Source organism: Pandoraea sp. SD6-2, assembly GCF_000389825.1.
Classification (GTDB): domain Bacteria; phylum Pseudomonadota; class Gammaproteobacteria; order Burkholderiales; family Burkholderiaceae; genus Pandoraea; species Pandoraea communis.
Window position 1 is genome coordinate 686883 of sequence record NZ_KB944454.1, and the last position, 15319, is coordinate 702201.

Sequence of the window (15319 nt, forward strand, 5' to 3'; positions counted from 1 at the left end):
CCCAAACGGCGTCAGCCCCCTTCGATGATCTTCCCCGGCACGCGTCTCGCTCACGCGTGCGCCGGAACATCAGAACTTCATGCGAACGCCGCCGCCGAAGGTGTCGCCGCCCGAGAGCGAACTCACCTTATCGTTCATGTAGGCAGCGTAAATGTCGGTGCGCTTCGACAGGTTGTAGTCGTAGCCGAGCGCCCACGTCTTGCGATTGACGTTGCTCGCGCCCGAACTCTTCATGTATGCGTACGAAGCCAGCACGCTGCCACCGCCCACCGGCACGGACACGCCGAGCTGACCGCCGTTCTCCGACACACCGCCGCCGGTGACGTTGTTGCGGATGTACTGATACTGGCCGAAGAGCTTCACGACCTGGAAGTCATACGTCGCGCCCAGTTGCACGGCCTGCTGGCTGCGAAAGCCTGCCATGCCGGCGAGGTCGTCGGGCTGCGAGTCGAACTTCACCTGCTGATAGGCGACGGTCGCGGCAAACGGACCGTTGAAGTACAGCGCCGACGCGCTCCACTTGTTCTGCCCGGTTTCGCCTGCCTTGTTGCCGAACGCGTACGACGCGCTTCCCGACAGCCCCTTGAAGTTCGGCGTCGTGTACATCACGGCGTTGCTCCAGCCGGAGTCGCCCACAATGCCCTGACCGGCCTGGCCGATATACGTGTGGAACACCATCGGGCTGAAGGTGTACGAATCGACGAACGGGTTGAACAGAATCGTCGAGACAAAGTACGACGTGGTGAGACGGCCCATCGTGACCGTGCCTGCGGTGTCCGACGACAGACCGACGTACGCGTTGCGCGAGAACATCGTGTCACCCTGGAAACGGCCGTACTGACCGTTCTGCGGACGGAAGAAGTCTTCGAGCACGAACACGGCCTTCAGGCCACCGCCAAGATCTTCGCTACCCTTCATGCCCCAGTAAGACGTCGACATGCCGCCGCCGCCCTGCGTCCAGGCGCGATTGCCCCCCGGATTCTTGACCGCACCCACCCAGGCGTCGACCTGACCGTACAGCGTGACGTTCGATTGTGCGAATGCCGGTGCGCTCACACACGCCCCCAGAACGAGTGCCCCGCCGATGCCCTTGGCCATGCTTCGCTTCATTGACTTCTCCTTGGTTTATGTATTTTGTGTGCCTGTTCCCGCGTTGCGCGGGACCTGCTGGCGCCCGCTGAAGAAGCGCCTCCCTGTTAAACGGCCGTGATTCTCGCACAGCCCCACCATGCGCAGATAGGCCGGAACCGTGCGAAAAATGCACCACACGAAGTGGCCAGGAAATGGTGGGGAGACAAAAATCGGACGGCCACCCGCGCCGCTATTAATCTCGGTATAACAAAATCGATATATTCCTTACATCGGCAGGTTGGCGATTACTCACATACGCCACGATGTTCGGGAACAATAGGGAGTGGGCAAGCACGACCGGCAGACGCCGTTGGAAAGGGTCAGCCAGATCCAACGTTGCGCATGTGCAACATCAGGTGCATACGGAAACGCGGGGTAGAAAAAAATAGGAGTCCGGACCGGGCGCGTTGCCGGGTGCCATGAAGCATGGATGAGGGGGGAGCGACGTCGCAGCATGCCGGGAGGGAAGTCCCATCGGCAGCGGCGAACGTCGGGATGCTGTGACGGCGGCTAGCGGTTGGCGGCGAAGCGTTAGCTGTTAGCGATTGCGACGGTTGCCCCCGCCGTCGCGCGAGCCACGCGGTTCGCCTTGCGGCGTGTACTGGCGCTCACGCGGTTCCGCCGGTGCCGCCCAGTTCGGATAGGCCGACTGTCCACGGCCGCGATCGGCATTGAAACGGCTGATATCTTCCCGAAGCGACGCCTTGTTCACGTCCAGCATATCGCGCCCTCGCCCGCCTCCGGCCCAGGCAGGGTAGGCACACACAAGCAGCAACAGGAAACAGTAATGAAGTCGGGCACGCATTTGGGTTCAACCACGGCACCCGGCCCTGAGTGGGGCCGGTTGGCACGGGACGCATCGGCACCTGCGGGTTGCATGTGCGCCATACGCCTCAAGGATGACTGTACCGGGTCAGCCGAACGAGCGTCGACCGAAAAAATGTTAATGCCTGACGGGGTCTGCAACCGTTTGTAACTGCCGCAACACGGCCACGCGAGAAAGCCCGGGAAGCGTTGCCCGGTACCGCTTGGCAACCGCGTGACAGGCGGGCGCCGAGGGGGCGATCGACCGCTGCGAGTCCGGCACCCGCCTTACTTCTCGACTTGTTTCTCGACGGACAGCGAGATTTCGCGCAGACGCTCGCCGCGCTGCGTCACCAGATCCTGCGCCGTAACGGTGAAGTTGACGACACGCGCGTACTTCTTGCTCGCGCTCTGCCATTCGGCGGGCAGGCCGGCCGGGTTCGTCGTCGTGGTGCGCAGGGTGGTCACACCCCGGGTGCAGCGCGAAACCTGCGTAGCGAACGCTTGCGCCTGATTGCGCAGATCCATCGGTGTGATCTTCTGGTAATCCCAGATGCACTCGTAGGTCGGCGCGAGGCCCGTGGCCCGGAACACCTTGCAGTCGCCGCCGGGCACCGAATAGGTAGCCTGATAGCTCTCGCCGCGGTCGTTCTTGGCCGCGAGCGGGCCGGTGACATCTTCAAAACCATTCTGTGCGCTCTTGGCCAGCATGAGGATGCCCTCGCACTGGTCTGCGGCGTAGGTCGACTGTGCTGCGCAAAGGCAAGCCAGCAGGGCCCATCGTTGTCGTGAGTTCGTTGCCATCGTTGGAATGTTGTAACGGGGTGCGGTGGCGTGCGGCGTGGCTGCCGTATGGGGCTGCGCCACTTGCGATATCCGCCATGAATGGTGCCATTAGAACGCAAAGTCTGCGCGGACGAAACCACGGTCACAGGGGAAATCGTGCGCCAATTCGAGTGCCAGCAGGTCTGATAGTTCGCGCACTGCGTGCTCTCATCCAAAAGACCGATTCACGAGCGCCGTTGGCGACCTATACTTAAATTGCAGTGAGACTGCATGGGCAAGGCCGGGAACCGATGGTGGTTCAGTGCATGACGGCAATACCCTCAGGTGCCAAGTCTTCTTGGCCCTTACCATGCCGCGCCGGTACACGCGGCTGGCGACGCCCCGATGGGGCCTCAACCGGCGGCTCAGTCCGCCGGTTTTCATTGGTATCGCTCGCACTGAAACGCATCCCCTCGCGCGCAGGCGGACTTGTGCCACACCTCATGCCGACGGATTAAGCGAAAGTGCGGATTTCGCGCGTGGCATCGCTCTGTAACTATCAACACACAAGATCAATATTCGCCGGGGCACTCACTTTCGGGAAGTCAACGGAGTGTTTGTGGATACGTGGACGTCATCAGCGGTGCATGGCATGCAATGCGCTCGCGTCGTTGTGCGTTACGCGGGGTGAACCATGGGACACCTCGCCCTTCGTGGCGGTCTTCGCCCCCATAGACCGGTTGCTGGCGCGGCACGCCATACGGCGCACGCGATGCGGCACGTTCGCGGCCACGGCGGCACGCTCGCCCACGTGCTCGGCGCCATCGGCAAGTTCCGGTTCCGCCATGGTCACTGGCCCCAACGGTTGTATCTATACCCCGAGACGCTCGCCGCGCTCGTGCAGGATCTCACGCCACTGGGCTTCTACCGATTCCAGCAGCGGCTCGATATCGTTGCCGATCTCGAGCGCGACCTGTTCTGTGCCGACGACAACGGCAACGTGTCGATTTACCGCATTCAGATGGCATCCGATCCCGCAAGCATTGAGGCGGCGGCAATCTGGCTGGGCCTGTTATCAATAGGTGGAGAGAAGTCATGAGCCGACTCGCGATCGTTCTGGATGGTCTGATGCTGCTCTACCTCGCCGCAGCCATCGTCGCCGGCGTGCAATCGAGCGCTGCCGATGGGCACGAGTTACTCGCAAGCGTGCTCGGCGTGTTGCTCGCGCTTTGCGCGCTGGCGCTGCTAGCCGCGCCGTTCTATGTTTCGCTCGTGGTGCTGATTGCGCAATCCGAACGGCATCTTCGTCTGGCTGCGTGGCTGCACCGGGCGATGCTGACACTCATGATCGGGCTGACACTCATCTCGTTTCTTGCCCGCGACACTATCGAAGTCTCGGCACCCCTCTTCGTGCTGGTCGCCGTGGTGTGTGTTGTCAATCTCGTTGCGCTCTCGCGGCGGCGCACGCACTTCGAAGCATTTCATTTGTTCGAACATTGACGAACGCGCCACCCTCGCGCCGATTTGCGAGTATGGCGCGGGCGATGCTAGACTGCGCGGCATGAATCGCTGGCGCAAACTTCTCGTGTTGTGGCTGTTGTGCGTAACCATGCCGTTACAGGCCATGGCCGCACTGCGCACGCATTGCACGCCGGAAACTTCGGCATCGGCAATGCAGAGCGCCACCACTGCGGCTGAGAATGACGCCACCGCCTCGATGGCCATGCTTCACGCCATGACGATGTCCGCACAGGGCGACGCCATGCCGGGCATGCATCGCCACGACAGTGCGGCCCCGGACGACGCGCCGTCGCATCCGATGGCGCACCAGGATACATCGCGGGACCACGCATCGTCAGACAGCAATACGCACAGCCATTACACCAGTTGCTCGGCGTGTGCCGCCTGCGTTGTCTGCACGGCGCTGCCGCCAAGTGTCGTCATTCGCATGCCGGACGCACAGCCGTCCACCGCCATTCCCTTCCTGCGCACGTCGGCCGCCAGCGCCGTGGTCGCCGTGCTTGAGCGCCCTCCCAAAGACCTCGCCGCCTGACGGTCGCGCGTCGGGCCGAAGGTCACAGCGGCATCGCCTGATGCCGTACCCTCCCCGGCCTGCCGCCCGCCGTCTCTGTTCCCCGTCGGACTGACTTTCCGCACTATTTCGTGACTGGCCTGCGTTCGCCCGTCATTTGTGCCCTGAGTCCGTCCGCCCGACGAACGTGCGACGCCGGACTACCCCGCCGCTTTACGGCGCGGCCACGGCATCGCCAGCTTGACGAGCGTATCAATGATGCTTCCTTCCCTACGACGGCACGCGTGGATCGTGCCGGTCGCGCTATCGCTGTTGGGCGCATGGTCTGCGCCGGCCGCCAACGCGTCGAGCGCCACGGCACCGCCGGCGCTCGACGACCATACCGGCATGACCGGTGCCAATGATCCCGCGGCACCGGAGGCCCCCGCCGGGCCGCCGCCGGTCGGCGTTCTCCATGACTTCTCACGGCCTGCGTTGTCCGTTCCAACGGGCGATTGGCGCAAAGTGAATGCCAGCGTCGCCGCGATGCCGGGCATGACGGGTATGCCCGGCGGTAGCCCTGACATGACCGGAGGGTCCACCGGCAACATGGACACGCCGCCATCGAACGGACATGCCGGACATGCCGGACATACCGGAAATGCGGGACACAACGTGCAGGGAGACTCGCGATGACGGTCTCACATCCCTTCCCCGGCTTGCCGCTGTCGTGCGTCGATAGACGCGCCACGCCGGTCGTATCGCGACCGCGCCACCCCCATCACCGCCGGGCGCCATGGGCCGCCGCAGTGCTTGCCACGCTGGCCCTGTCGGGTTGCGCGACGTTCAGCAGCGACGGCGGCTTCGGTGCGGTCGCCGACGCGACGCAGCAACATCTCGGCCAACCTGTGACCTGGGCACGCGACGATGCGGCGGCGCAAGACCTTGCGAAGGCGCGCGACGATCTGCTCTCTCGTCCGCTCGACATCGACGCCGCCGTACGGCTGACCTTGTTCAATCATCGTGGCTTGCAAGCCACGTACGAGGAACTCGGCATCGCCGAAGCCTCGCTCGTGCAAGCGGGCCGGCTGCCGAATCCGCGCTTCTCGTTTCAACGGCTGCAAGGCGGCGGCGATATCAGCATCGAGCGCACGTGGGGGCTCGACTTCGTTCGCGTGCTCACGATGCCACTCGCCTCGCGGATTGAGGCGCGCCGCTTTGCGCAGGTGCAGGCGCAAGTGGCGCAAGCGATCATCGAACAGGCAACGCTTACACGCCGCGCCTGGATCGAGGCCGTTGCGGCGCAGGAGCGTGTGCAGATTCTCGAACAGACGAGTCTCGCCACGCAGGCTGCCAGCGAACTCGCCGACGGCATGGCCCGTGCGGGCAACTTCAGCGCAATGCGCCGCACGCAGGAGAATCTCGTCTACGCCGACACGGCAGCGCGTCTCGCGCGAGCCCGGGAGCAGGCGGGCACGGCGCGAGAGCAACTCGCCCGGCAAATGGGCCTGTGGGGCCAGCAATTGCCATTCACGCTACCGGCGCGTCTGCCCGCGCTTCCGCGCACGCGTCCGGTGTGGCCTGACGCAGAAGCACAGGCGTTACGCGATCGCGCCGACATTCGGGCCGCTCGCGCCGCGCTCGACAGCACGGCGAGCGATCTGGGGCTCACGCGCATTACGCGTTTCGTGAACGTGCTCGATACCGCCTATCGCAACAACAGTGCAACAGGCTCGCCCAGCGAGCGCGGTTATGAAATCTCGCTGGAGGTGCCGCTCTTCGACTGGGGCACCGCTCGCGTGGCCGGTGCGCAAGCCCGCTATCGCCAGAGCGTCGATCGCCTCGCGGACACGGCGGTCGCAGCACGCGCCGACGTTCGCACGCGTCGCGCCCAGACGCTCGCCGCGTGGGACATCGCCGAGCACTACCGCGTCACGATTCTGCCGATGCGTCAGCGCGTCTCCGACGAATGGCTGCTGCGCTACAACGGCATGCTCGCCAGCGTCTTCGACCTGTTGACCGACGCTCGCGAGCAGCGCGATACGGTGCTCGCCTACATCGACGCAACGGCCGGCTTCTGGCTGGCCGAAGCGTCGTTTCGCGAGAGCCTGGGCGGCGGTGAGGCCGGCAGCCACGACACCGCCGGTACGGCTTCCGCGCCTGCGGCCCCACAAGGCACGGCCTCACCGCCCACCCGTGCCGTATCGCCCTCACAACCGTCTTCCGCTCACCAACATGGAGGTGGCGCATGACTTCGCGCCGACGATTCCTACGTAATGCGAGCCTCGCCGTGATGGGCGCGACCGCCGTCGAACGCACCGCCCTGGCCGCCCTGCCCGACGCCGCCACGCGCAGCGACGCCAGCACTGCCAAACCGCACTCGCCGCCCAACGGCCGCCCGTATCGTCCGGTCGTGACGCTCAACGGCTGGACGTTACCGTGGCGCATGCGCAATGGCGTCAAGGAGTTTCACCTGATCGCCGAGCCCGTCGTGCGCGAAATCGCACCGGGCATGCAGGCGAACCTGTGGGGCTACAACGGGCAGAGCCCCGGGCCGACCATCGAAGTCGTCGAAGGCGATCGCGTGCGCTTGTACGTGACGAACCGTCTGCCCGAGGCGACGAGCGTGCACTGGCACGGCCAGCGTCTGCCGAACGGCATGGATGGCGTGGCGGGCCTGAACCAGCGTGCCATCGCACCGGGACAGACCTACGTCTACGAGTTCGAAGCAAAGCGTGCCGGCACCTTCATGTATCACCCGCACGCCGACGAAATGATGCAAATGGCCATGGGCCTGATGGGCTTCTGGGTCACGCATCCGAAAGACCCGTCGTTCATGCCGGTCGAGCGCGACTATGTGTTCCTCATCAACGCCTACGCCATCGACCCTGGCAGCCGCACGCCGCGCGTGAACGAGATGACGGACTTCAATCTCTGGACGTGGAACAGCCGCGCGTTTCCGGGCATCGATCCGCTGGTGGCGCGTCAGGGCGACCGGGTGCGCATTCGTATCGGCAACCTCACGATGACGAATCACCCGATCCATCTGCACGGTCACGAGTTCAAGGTGACCGGCACCGACGGGGGTTGGGTACCACCCACGGCGCAGTGGCCGGAAGTCACAACCGACGTTGCCGTGGGCCAGATGCGCACCATCGAGTTCGACGCCACCGAGCCCGGCGACTGGGCCTTCCATTGCCACAAGTCGCACCACACGATGAACCCGATGGGTCACGACGTGCCGACCATGCTGGGCGTGAACCAGCGCGAGATCGCCACCAAGATCGCCCGCATCATTCCCGACTATATGGCGATGGGCGAAACCGGCGCCTCGATGAACGGTATGGAAATGCCGTTACCGGAAAACACGTTGCCGATGATGACCGGCACCGGCCCGTACGGCCCCATCGAAATGGGCGGCATGTTCACCACATTGAAAGTGCGGCAGGACCTGCCGCGCGACAGTTATCGCGATCCCGGCTGGTATCGCGCGCCGCGAGGCTCGGTTGCGAGCCCGTGGCAAGGCAGCACTTCAGCGTTACCCTCTACCCATCGTCAGCCTGCCAACGCGGGCAAAACCGGAGTCAAATCATGATTCGTTCACGTGTCTCGTCGCGCTTCACCCGTGCTTTCGCGGTTCCCTTCGTGTTCGGCGCCGCCTCGCTGGCGTTCACCCTTCCCGCATTGGCCGAAGATCCGCACGCCATGCACATGCAGCACGGTCACGGCGGCGCGGCGGCGGCCATCGGGGAACCCGGTGACGACGCCCAGGTCACGCGTACCGTGGACGTCGACATGCGCGACACCATGCGCTTCTCGCCTGCCACGCTCACCGTGCGCCGTGGCGACACAGTGCGCTTCGTCGTCACCAATAACGGCAAGATCCGTCACGAAATGACGCTTGGCACGGCAGCGTCGCTCGCTGAGCACGCCAAAATGATGCAGCAGATGCCCGGCATGACTCACGCCGAGCCCAATGCCATGACGGTGGAACCCGGCGAGCGCAAGACGCTCGTGTGGCACTTCACCCAACCGGGGACGGTGGAATTCGCCTGCCTCGAACCGGGGCACTTCGAAGCCGGCATGCGCGGCGTGGTCAACGTACGCTGATCGCAGCGCGGAGGTGCCGTAACCGGCACGCCGGGGACGCGTCTGCTTCGGCGCCGTCCCCACGCGAGGCCGGTACATGTCCAGTGCATCTCCGGTGCGGCTGCCGCCTTTCAGGCGGTCAGTCGCACCGCGCCAGACCACCGCTGAGCGCTTCGGTCGCGTCGGCTTCGAATGCCGCCACGTCACGCACCTTCAGCCGTAACCGGAGCGTGACGGCATCGTCGTAGGCGGCGTCGAGCACCTCGGCCGAGTGACGCTCCGCCAGCCGGCGCAGCGTCGCTTCGTGCGCAAACGTGCAGCGGTAACGCGGCTCCGTCGTCGGTTCGACGGCAGTGAGCGTCGCAAGCTTCAGCGCTTCGCTCACCGCCTGTCCGTAAGCCCGGGTCAACCCGCCTGCGCCGAGCTTGATACCGCCGTAGTACCGCACGACAACCGCCAGCACATTCGCCAGCCCCTTGTGCATGAGCACGTTGTACATCGGCTTGGCCGCCGTGCCTCCCGGCTCACCGTCGTCGTCGAAACCCGACGCACCTTCACACAACAACACCCAGCAGTAATGCGTGGCGTTGGGGTAACGCCCACGCAGCGCGTCGAGTTCGCGCATCGCGGCCTCTCGCGAGGTCACGGGCATGACGATGCCGATAAACCGGCTTTTCCTGATGTCCAGCTCGGTCTCGACCGGTGCTGCCAATGCATACATACGACACTCTTCCCCCGCGCCTTACAGGCGCACCTCGCCGCGCGCAAGTTCGATGACGTTGCCGCCGACGCGAATCTCCCGATTTGCCGTCACTTCAAGCGTCAGTCGGCACGGACGCTCGATGGCATCGCCCTGCGTCACGCGTGCGCGCACCGGCAGCGGATAGCCCTGACCGATGAACCAGCCGCCGAGGTTGGCGCAAGCCGAACCGGTGCCCGGATCTTCGTTCACCCCGCCACCCTGTGTCGTGAAGAAATAGCGTGCGCTCACCTGCAACTCGCCGTCCTTCTCGCCATCGATCGAAAACACGTAACCGGTCTTGCGCTCAAGGCTCGAGAGTGGCCACCGCTCCATACGCGCGCTGTCGGGCTGCGCCCGCGCGACGGCGTTGGCGTCGCGCAGCGGAATCAGCAGTTGATCGGCACCGGTATCGACCCATTGCGGCGATTGCGCGAGATCGTCGCGGCTCAGTTGCACCAGCGCCGCGATGTCGGCATCCGCTTCACTTGCCTTCTTGATTTTCGGCTCACCCGACGAGGGCGCCGTCAGCGTCCAGTGATCGCCGTCGGCCTTGACCGGCACGAGTCCGGCGGCGAATTGCAGCGTCACGTCGTCGCCCAGCTCACGCATGGCGCGCAATACGTGTGCCGTACCCAGCGTCGGATGCCCGGCGAAACGCATCTCGTAGCCGGGCGTGAAGATGCGCACATGCGCGTCGGCCGTCTCCGAGGGAAAAATGAATGTCGTCTCCGACAGATTGAACTGCCGTGCCAGCAATCGCATTTCCTCATCGCTCAGGCCGCGCCCGTCTTCGAACACGCACAGCGGATTGCCGCCGAAGGTGGTTTCGGCGAACACATTGACGATACGAAATGCATAGGTGCGGCTCATGACAAATCTCCAGTTGGGGGCGGCGGACAACGGCACGGCCCTCGGGCCTTGTCAGCCGGAGGTGCCGATATCTGCCGGCCGCGCCAGTTTGTGCTGCGGTGGCCGGCCGGCTGGCCTTGCGAAAGAAGGTTCGTAGTCTCGCACATCGAGCGGCGGCACGCGCACCGATGCTGACGCTTTCGGCCTTTTGTACCCTGGCCGATAGGAATCGTCTGTCTCCCCGCCGGACGGCGAGCGTTCGCCAACCGCCGCCAATTGTCACCAACCAGTTGACAATAATTCGCCATTCAAGTGGATTGTAGTTCTCCGTCAGGACTCTAAAATGACATTCATCGAGGTCAATCAAGCCTCTTAACGAAACGATGAAGACACAGGAGCCCATCATGCTGGACATCAGAAAAGCTGCAGACCGAGGCGTTGCCGATCACGGCTGGCTCAGTTCGCGCCACACGTTCTCGTTTGCCAATTATTACGATCCGAAGCAAGTCGGCTTTTCCGATCTGCTGGTGATCAACGACGACCGCGTGGCCCCGGCACAGGGCTTCGGCAAGCACCCGCACCGCGACATGGAGATCTTTTCGTACGTGCTCGAAGGCGCGCTCGAACACAAGGACACCATGGGTACGGGGTCGGTGATCGAACCGGGTGACGTGCAATTGATGAGCGCCGGGCGCGGTGTTGCGCACAGCGAGTTCAATCACTCGCCCACGTCGCCGGTGCACTTCATGCAAATCTGGATCGTGCCGAATCAGACGGGTATTGCACCGGAGTATCAGCAACGACGCTTCACGCCCGAAGAAAAGCGCGGCCGTCTGCGCATGATCATCTCGCCGGACGGCAGCGACGACTCGCTGCGTATCCATCAGGATGCGCGGGTGTATGCCGGCCTGTTCGACGGTGATGAGTCGGCCACGCTGACGCTCGCGCCGAACCGCTACGCCTATGTGCATGTGGCGCGCGGCAGCGTGAGCCTCAATGGGGTGGCGTTGGGTGAAGGGGATGGGGTGCGGGTGCGCGACGAAACCGCGCTCACGCTCTCGAACGGCACCGACGCCGAAGTGCTCGTGTTCGACCTGCGGCCGGAGGAAACGCCCAACTTCTAAGGCGAGGCAGGTAGACGCTGCGTACGGTCTGCGTCTCTACGCACGTGGCGTCTTGGACGCGACTCTCCACGCGCCCGCGCGGCCGGTACCTCACGGTGCCGGCCGCGTTTTCTTATGGCGGCGCCCGCGATTCCTCGGGTAATTCAGGCGTCGCGCATCGTAAGCGAGCAGGCGTCGCCACGTGCGTCGCGGCTGACCGTGACCCGCGAGAGCCCGGCCAGATGCGGCGCCAGCGCGCGCCAGATAAACGCGCAGAGATTCTCCAGTGTCGCCGGGCCGAGACCGGCGACATCGTCGAGCAGCCGGTGATCGAGCCGCTCGCTCACCCGGCGCAATTGCGCATCGAGGCAAGCGAGGTCGAGCACCATGCCGCTCTCGCCTTGCGGACTGCCCGTCACTTCCACCGTCGCACGGTAGCTATGGCCGTGGATGCGGCGGCTCGCGTCGATGCTCGGCGAATCGATGTCGTGCCGAATCAGCGTGTGCGCCGCTTCGAACACGAAGCTGCGCGAGAGTGTGAACTGCGCCCGCTTTTGTGTGACGGCGAGACTGCGGGGGCCGCGTTCCACCGTTCGCTTCAGCGGACGCTCGCGCTCGCCACGCGACTTGGGCGATCCCTCACGGCTCATGCGTTCTCGCTTGCCATCTCGCTTTCCATCTCGATCGGCAGCGCATGCTCGGCATCGCGCCATGCGCGATCGCCCTGCGACAGCTCGACAGCACTCAGACAACACGCGTGGAACGCCCGTTCGACGGCATCGCGATCCATGTCACGTCCGATGAAGACCACTTCGTTGATGCGATCGCCCCACGGCGCTTCCCAATTCGCCTCGATGACGGCACGCTGCGGGTCACCTTCCGGCGGCCATTGATCCTCGTCTGCGGCGGCCCACCAATGACCCACGGGCTCCAGCGTCGCAGTGTTGCCCGCGCGCGAGTAGGCCAGCGCCCACGCCGGCCGGTTCGCGGCCCAAACATACCCCTTGGCACGAATCAGCCCATCGAACGGCATCGACATGAACGATGCGAAGCGCGCCGGATGCAGCGGCTCACGCTGGCGCAGCACGAAGCTCGTCACGCCGTAAGTGTCGGCTTCCGAGTCGTGCTCGCCCGCGAGCGCTTGCGCCCATCCGGCCATCTGTTGCGCGCGCTGTGCATCGAACAGCCCCGTGCCCAGCACTTCGGGCAACGGCACCTGTCCGCGCCCGCCCAACACGATGCGGGCCGACGGATTGAGACCGGTAATCAGCGCCTTGACGGCGTCGAGCCGCGTTGCATCGACGCAATCCACCTTGCTCACCACCACCACGTCCGCGAACTCGATCTGCTCGGTCAGCAGTTCGGCAAGACGCCGCTCGTCTTCCTCCCCTGCCACTTCGCCTCGCTGCGCAAGCGTGTCGAGGCTGTGGAAGTCTTCGAGCACATGCAAGGCGTCGACGACCGTCACCATCGTATCCAGACGCGCAATGTCGGCGAGCGACTGGCCGGCCTCGTCGCGAAACTCGAACGTCGCGGCCACCGGCATCGGCTCGGCAATGCCCGTCGACTCGATGAGCAGGTAATCGAAGCGGCCATCCAACGCAAGCTCACGCACGGCGATGAGTAAATCCTCGCGCAGCGTGCAGCAGATGCAACCGTTGCTCATCTCGACGAGTCGCTCTTCCGTGCGCGACAGCGCCGCACCCGCGTTGGCCGCGCCGCGCTCCACGAAAGAGGCGTCGATGTTCACCTCGCTCATGTCGTTGACGAGCACGGCCACTCGCAAGCCGTCGCGATTGCGCAGCACATGATTGAGCAGCGTGGTTTTGCCCGCGCCGAGAAAGCCGGAAAGCACGGTGACAGGCAGGCGGCGATCGGCGCCGCCGGATTTCGCGAGAGGGAGGGTCATGACAACAAAGTCCTGTGATCTTGTGGGGCGGGCAAGGCGCGCTCAGCACACGCGATCCCCTGAAGGATGCGCGCCGGCGACACCCGCCCGGGATATCTCGCCGCACCGGCGTCATCGCCCGTCGCCGCGCCGTCCGCAGGCAAATTAATGCAACAGAGTTGCAATATGCCGCGATGATACGGCGGCCATCCTATTTTTGCAACTCAGTTGCACATTCCCGGCGGGCAACACAACGGCTGACGCAACACATCGCCGCACGAAGCCTGTCGCCGGAACCCACGGGCGGCTGCACGGGTCAGCAAGGTCTGCGATACTGCGCGAGCGGCGCGGGTCGCGTATCCATGCGTGCCAGATCGGCCACCGGCGACCCCGGCATCGGGTGCACGACGCGCTGTTCACAGGTCGCCGGTTCGCCCGCGAACGCCGCTTTTCAGACCTTCCCGATCTTTCCGTCTTTTTTGCCGAACTCGATATGCGTCCTTCCAAGATCGCTTCCCGCGCGCCTCGCGCCACCGCCTTGTTGCGTCGCGCGACGCAGGGCCTCGCGCTTGCGACAGTTCTGGGGCTAGCCGGGCTCTCTCAGGGGGCATGGGCACATGCGCACGCCGTATCGAGCGAACCCGCCGCGCAGGCCACCGTCGAAGCGCCGAAGTCGGTGCGTGTCACGTTCGACTCGGCGCTTGAAGGCGCCTTCTCGAAGCTGAGTGTCGTCGACGCCCAGGGCAAGCCGGTCACGCAGACGAAGCCCGAACTCGACACCGCGCGCAAAACACTCACGCTATCGCTTCCCACGCTGCCTGCCGGCATCTATCAGACGAACTGGACCGCCGTGGCGAGCGACGGCCATCGCACGCAGGGCCACTTCAAGTTCACTGTGAAGTGATGTCGAGCGATCTGGCCGCCGGGACGTGGCAACCCGCCACGGCGGGACTGCTGAACCTCGCGCTGGCGCTCGCGCTCGGCGTATTGCTGTTGCGCAGTCCGCACGCCGTGCGGCGCAGTCTCACGGTGCGCGTGCTGCCCGCGTTTGCCGCCGGGCTTGCCATGCTCGCGTGGGTTGCCTACGTCGTCGCAAGTACCGAGACGATGACCGGCGGCGACTGGGAAAACACGTCTGCCATGCTCGGCGACGTGTGGCGGGTGCTCACGCAATCGCACTTCGGCCGAATGCAGTGGGTCGCGGCGCTCGGCGTAGCGCTACTGTGTGCGGGGGCATGGGCCTGGTACGACGCTCGCCGCCGTCTGCGCGCCGTGTTGCCTATCGCCGACGATCCCCGCGACCGGCATCATCGGCGCGAGCGTCGTCAGGAGCGTTACGCTCGCACGATCTACGCGGCCGGGGCTGTCGTGCTGGCGCTCGCTCGCGCTGGCACGGGGCACGCGGCCGATGCGTCGACGCCGTGGCTCGCCATCGGCGTTCGTGCGCTGCATGTCGGAGCCGCCGCGTCGTGGGCGGGCGCGTTGCTCGTGGCCGGATGTGCGATCCCGAGTTGGCGTCATTGGCCCGTCGGGGCGCGCGCCGCCTACGGTGAACGGCTGTCGTCGGTCGCCGCGCTGGCGATGTTCGTCGCACTCGTGACGGGGGCGTTCAACGCCTGGCGCGTGCTCGGTGAGACACCCTCGCTGTGGGTCGCCGATCAGAATGCGCCGTATCTGGCGTGGCTGATGACGAAGCTCGTGCTTGTGGCCTGTGCCGCGTTGCTCGGGGCCTGGAATCGTTGGCATTTCCTGCCTCGCCTTGCGCTCGATACGGGTGAGACGCCGCTCGATACGACGGCCTTCGCGCGCGTCGTCGCTATCGAAGCCCTCGTGCTGGTAATGGTAATGAGTCTGGCCGCGAAGCTTGGCACCACGATGCCCCCGGGCATCTGATCGAATTCGATAGCAAGAAACGGAGCGCAGCGTCGCGCCCCGCT

Annotated in this window: 17 protein-coding genes; 10 read left to right on the forward strand and 7 right to left on the reverse strand. The window is 64.9% G+C overall.

What is annotated here, in order from left to right:
- Positions 1–69: 69 nt before the first annotated feature.
- The 3 genes from C266_RS19500 to C266_RS19510 form a co-directional block, all read right to left on the reverse strand.
- Positions 70–1110 carry a porin gene (locus tag C266_RS19500; RefSeq protein ID WP_010808356.1) on the reverse strand — a complete coding sequence of 347 codons (1041 nt, stop codon included), beginning with the start codon at positions 1108–1110 and terminating at the stop codon, positions 70–72.
- Between the two features lie 559 nt (positions 1111–1669).
- Positions 1670–1936, reverse strand: coding sequence for a hypothetical protein (locus tag C266_RS19505; protein ID WP_144265869.1), 267 nt, complete (start codon positions 1934–1936; stop codon positions 1670–1672).
- A gap of 287 nt (positions 1937–2223) precedes the next feature.
- The gene (locus C266_RS19510; RefSeq protein WP_144265870.1) at positions 2224–2802 is read right to left on the reverse strand and encodes a hypothetical protein; all 579 of its coding nucleotides are present in this window, start codon (positions 2800–2802) and stop codon (positions 2224–2226) included.
- A 670-nt stretch (positions 2803–3472) separates the two neighbouring features.
- Here C266_RS19510 and C266_RS19515 point away from each other — a divergent pair.
- From C266_RS19515 to C266_RS19545, 7 genes are all read left to right on the forward strand, one after another.
- Positions 3473–3799: a hypothetical protein gene (locus C266_RS19515; protein ID WP_010808353.1), complete on the forward strand. Its 327-nt coding sequence runs from the start codon at positions 3473–3475 to the stop codon at positions 3797–3799.
- On the forward strand, positions 3796–4200 hold the full coding sequence (locus C266_RS19520) for a hypothetical protein (protein ID WP_010808352.1): 405 nt from the start codon (positions 3796–3798) through the stop codon (positions 4198–4200). Before C266_RS19515 ends, C266_RS19520 begins: the two co-directional genes overlap by 4 nt.
- Before the next feature lie 61 nt (positions 4201–4261).
- Positions 4262–4753, forward strand: coding sequence for a hypothetical protein (locus tag C266_RS19525; protein WP_010808351.1), 492 nt, complete (start codon positions 4262–4264; stop codon positions 4751–4753).
- Between the two features lie 234 nt (positions 4754–4987).
- Positions 4988–5407 carry a hypothetical protein gene (locus tag C266_RS27565; protein ID WP_144265871.1) on the forward strand — a complete coding sequence of 140 codons (420 nt, stop codon included), beginning with the start codon at positions 4988–4990 and terminating at the stop codon, positions 5405–5407.
- The gene (locus tag C266_RS19535) at positions 5404–6963 is read left to right on the forward strand and encodes a TolC family protein (protein ID WP_010808349.1); all 1560 of its coding nucleotides are present in this window, start codon (positions 5404–5406) and stop codon (positions 6961–6963) included. The genes C266_RS27565 and C266_RS19535 overlap by 4 nt, the downstream gene beginning before the upstream one ends.
- A complete protein-coding gene (locus C266_RS19540) occupies positions 6960–8306 on the forward strand; it encodes a multicopper oxidase family protein (RefSeq protein WP_010808348.1) in 1347 nt (448 codons plus the stop codon). Before C266_RS19535 ends, C266_RS19540 begins: the two co-directional genes overlap by 4 nt.
- On the forward strand, positions 8303–8821 hold the full coding sequence (locus C266_RS19545) for a plastocyanin/azurin family copper-binding protein (RefSeq protein ID WP_010808347.1): 519 nt from the start codon (positions 8303–8305) through the stop codon (positions 8819–8821). Before C266_RS19540 ends, C266_RS19545 begins: the two co-directional genes overlap by 4 nt.
- A gap of 118 nt (positions 8822–8939) precedes the next feature.
- Here C266_RS19545 and C266_RS19550 read toward each other — a convergent pair whose 3' ends face one another.
- A complete protein-coding gene (locus C266_RS19550; RefSeq protein ID WP_010808346.1) occupies positions 8940–9521 on the reverse strand; it encodes a YigZ family protein in 582 nt (193 codons plus the stop codon).
- Between the two features lie 21 nt (positions 9522–9542).
- The gene (locus C266_RS19555; protein WP_010808345.1) at positions 9543–10412 is read right to left on the reverse strand and encodes a PhzF family phenazine biosynthesis protein; all 870 of its coding nucleotides are present in this window, start codon (positions 10410–10412) and stop codon (positions 9543–9545) included.
- Between the two features lie 383 nt (positions 10413–10795).
- Between C266_RS19555 and C266_RS19560 the strand changes: the two genes are divergently transcribed.
- The gene (locus C266_RS19560) at positions 10796–11515 is read left to right on the forward strand and encodes a pirin family protein (RefSeq protein WP_010808344.1); all 720 of its coding nucleotides are present in this window, start codon (positions 10796–10798) and stop codon (positions 11513–11515) included.
- 143 nt (positions 11516–11658) lie between these two features.
- Here the strand turns inward: C266_RS19560 and C266_RS19565 are convergent, their stop codons facing one another.
- Together C266_RS19565 and C266_RS19570 are read right to left on the reverse strand one after the other, a co-directional pair.
- Positions 11659–12144, reverse strand: coding sequence for a 6-carboxytetrahydropterin synthase (locus C266_RS19565; protein WP_010808343.1), 486 nt, complete (start codon positions 12142–12144; stop codon positions 11659–11661).
- Entirely contained in the window at positions 12141–13403 is a 1263-nt protein-coding gene (locus tag C266_RS19570; RefSeq protein ID WP_010808342.1) for a GTP-binding protein, read from the reverse strand. The genes C266_RS19565 and C266_RS19570 overlap by 4 nt, the downstream gene beginning before the upstream one ends.
- A gap of 472 nt (positions 13404–13875) precedes the next feature.
- Between C266_RS19570 and C266_RS19575 the strand changes: the two genes are divergently transcribed.
- Together C266_RS19575 and C266_RS19580 are read left to right on the forward strand one after the other, a co-directional pair.
- Positions 13876–14286, forward strand: coding sequence for a copper resistance protein CopC (locus tag C266_RS19575; protein WP_051126467.1), 411 nt, complete (start codon positions 13876–13878; stop codon positions 14284–14286).
- Positions 14286–15275, forward strand: a complete 990-nt coding sequence (locus C266_RS19580; protein ID WP_010808340.1) for a copper resistance D family protein — start codon at positions 14286–14288, stop codon at positions 15273–15275. The genes C266_RS19575 and C266_RS19580 overlap by 1 nt, the downstream gene beginning before the upstream one ends.
- Positions 15276–15319: the final 44 nt, after the last annotated feature.

Bases quoted from the DNA above. Each gene is read 5' to 3' on its own strand.
- C266_RS19535 (WP_010808349.1), top strand. From the start codon at position 5,404: ATGACGGTCTCACATCCCTTCCCCGGCTTGCCGCTGTCGTGCGTCGAT.
- C266_RS19520 (WP_010808352.1), top strand. From the start codon at position 3,796: ATGAGCCGACTCGCGATCGTTCTGGATGGTCTGATGCTGCTCTACCTC.
- C266_RS27565 (WP_144265871.1), top strand. From the start codon at position 4,988: ATGATGCTTCCTTCCCTACGACGGCACGCGTGGATCGTGCCGGTCGCG.
- C266_RS19555 (WP_010808345.1), bottom strand. From the start codon at position 10,412: ATGAGCCGCACCTATGCATTTCGTATCGTCAATGTGTTCGCCGAAACC.
- C266_RS19580 (WP_010808340.1), top strand. From the start codon at position 14,286: ATGTCGAGCGATCTGGCCGCCGGGACGTGGCAACCCGCCACGGCGGGA.
- C266_RS19525 (WP_010808351.1), top strand. From the start codon at position 4,262: ATGAATCGCTGGCGCAAACTTCTCGTGTTGTGGCTGTTGTGCGTAACC.
- C266_RS19550 (WP_010808346.1), bottom strand. From the start codon at position 9,521: ATGTATGCATTGGCAGCACCGGTCGAGACCGAGCTGGACATCAGGAAA.
- C266_RS19560 (WP_010808344.1), top strand. From the start codon at position 10,796: ATGCTGGACATCAGAAAAGCTGCAGACCGAGGCGTTGCCGATCACGGC.
- C266_RS19565 (WP_010808343.1), bottom strand. From the start codon at position 12,144: ATGAGCCGTGAGGGATCGCCCAAGTCGCGTGGCGAGCGCGAGCGTCCG.
- C266_RS19515 (WP_010808353.1), top strand. From the start codon at position 3,473: ATGCGGCACGTTCGCGGCCACGGCGGCACGCTCGCCCACGTGCTCGGC.
- C266_RS19540 (WP_010808348.1), top strand. From the start codon at position 6,960: ATGACTTCGCGCCGACGATTCCTACGTAATGCGAGCCTCGCCGTGATG.
- C266_RS19500 (WP_010808356.1), bottom strand. From the start codon at position 1,110: ATGAAGCGAAGCATGGCCAAGGGCATCGGCGGGGCACTCGTTCTGGGG.
- C266_RS19575 (WP_051126467.1), top strand. From the start codon at position 13,876: ATGCGTCCTTCCAAGATCGCTTCCCGCGCGCCTCGCGCCACCGCCTTG.
- C266_RS19570 (WP_010808342.1), bottom strand. From the start codon at position 13,403: ATGACCCTCCCTCTCGCGAAATCCGGCGGCGCCGATCGCCGCCTGCCT.
- C266_RS19505 (WP_144265869.1), bottom strand. From the start codon at position 1,936: ATGCGTGCCCGACTTCATTACTGTTTCCTGTTGCTGCTTGTGTGTGCC.
- C266_RS19545 (WP_010808347.1), top strand. From the start codon at position 8,303: ATGATTCGTTCACGTGTCTCGTCGCGCTTCACCCGTGCTTTCGCGGTT.